2 protein-coding genes are annotated in these 1,037 nt (G+C 33.1%); both read left to right on the top strand.

Going from position 1 to position 1,037, the window contains the following annotated elements; genetic code table 11:
• The first annotated feature begins 210 nt into the window (after nt 1-210).
• Entirely contained in the window at nt 211-498 is a 288-nt protein-coding gene (locus EMN46_RS20570; RefSeq protein ID WP_154202514.1) for a GIY-YIG nuclease family protein, read from the top strand.
• Nucleotides 499-588: 90 nt separating this feature from the next.
• The gene (locus EMN46_RS18580; RefSeq protein ID WP_154202512.1) at nt 589-876 is read left to right on the top strand and encodes a GIY-YIG nuclease family protein; all 288 of its coding nucleotides are present in this window, start codon (nt 589-591) and stop codon (nt 874-876) included.
• Nucleotides 877-1,037 lie beyond the last annotated feature (161 nt).

Raw genomic sequence — 1,037 nt, 5'->3', positions numbered from 1 at the left:
AATAGCCACTATTTCTTTCGGACGATATCGATTCAATCGTATCTTGCCTTCCCAGTGGTACTATCTCCTTCCATTCAAGCCCCTAAAATACAAAATTAGGGTATGAATGAATCCTTTTATTTTCTTTCGTAAACGTACGAGCTTTCGGAACCAGGTGGCACCACCCAAGAAGCCGATCTTAACGATCGCTTTTTTTGTACCTTTATTTTTATGGAAATTGTTGTGTATATTTTATACAGCAGAAGTGTTGATCGTTATTATGTTGGATATAGTAAGGGTCTTGAACAAAGATTATTGCTGCATAATGATAAAGTTTTCAGCGGTTCGTATTCCACAAGAGCTAAAGATTGGGTTTTGTTTTATAAAATAAATTGTTTCTCTATTGCGCAGGCGAGACGAATAGAATCTCATATTAAGAGTATGAAAAGTAGAGTTTATATTGAGAACTTGCTTAAATATGACGATATCACTAAACGATTATTAGAAAAGTATATGTGATCACAGGTTCGTTCCGAAAGCTTTCGGAACCAGGTGGCACCACCCAAGAAGCCGATCTTAACGATCGGCTTTTTTTGTACCTTTATTTCTATGGAAATTGTTGTATATATTTTGTACAGTAAGAGTGTAGATCGTTATTATGTTGGATGTAGTAAGGATTTTGAACAAAGATTATTGCTGCATAATGATAAAGTTTTCAGCGGTTCGTATTCCACAAGAGCTAAAGATTGGGGTTTGTTTTATAAAATTAATTGTATCTCTATAGCACAAGCAAGACGAATCGAATCTCATATAAAGAGCATGAAAAGTAGAGTTTATATTGAGAACTTGCTTAAATATGCTGATATTACTAAAAAGTTATTGGAAAAATATAAGTGATCACTGGTTCGTTCCGAATTCTATGGTTAATCCAAGAATTTAGGTTTAAAATTTATATTTATTTAAGCTGCTATATTCATATTATTCTGGTAATAATTTTTGTCATATTCCTGTCCGGTAGTTATTACAGCATATATACGATGTATCAATTTGTTTCTCAC

Source organism: Ancylomarina sp. 16SWW S1-10-2, from assembly GCF_009669305.1.
Classification (GTDB): Bacteria; Bacteroidota; Bacteroidia; order Bacteroidales; family Marinifilaceae; genus Ancylomarina.
This window is presented reverse-complemented; position numbering and strand designations above follow the sequence as displayed.

Excerpts from the sequence above, each read along its gene's own strand:
- EMN46_RS18580 (WP_154202512.1), top strand. The coding sequence starts at position 589 with ATGGAAATTGTTGTATATATTTTGTACAGTAAGAGTGTAGATCGTTAT.
- EMN46_RS20570 (WP_154202514.1), top strand. The coding sequence starts at position 211 with ATGGAAATTGTTGTGTATATTTTATACAGCAGAAGTGTTGATCGTTAT.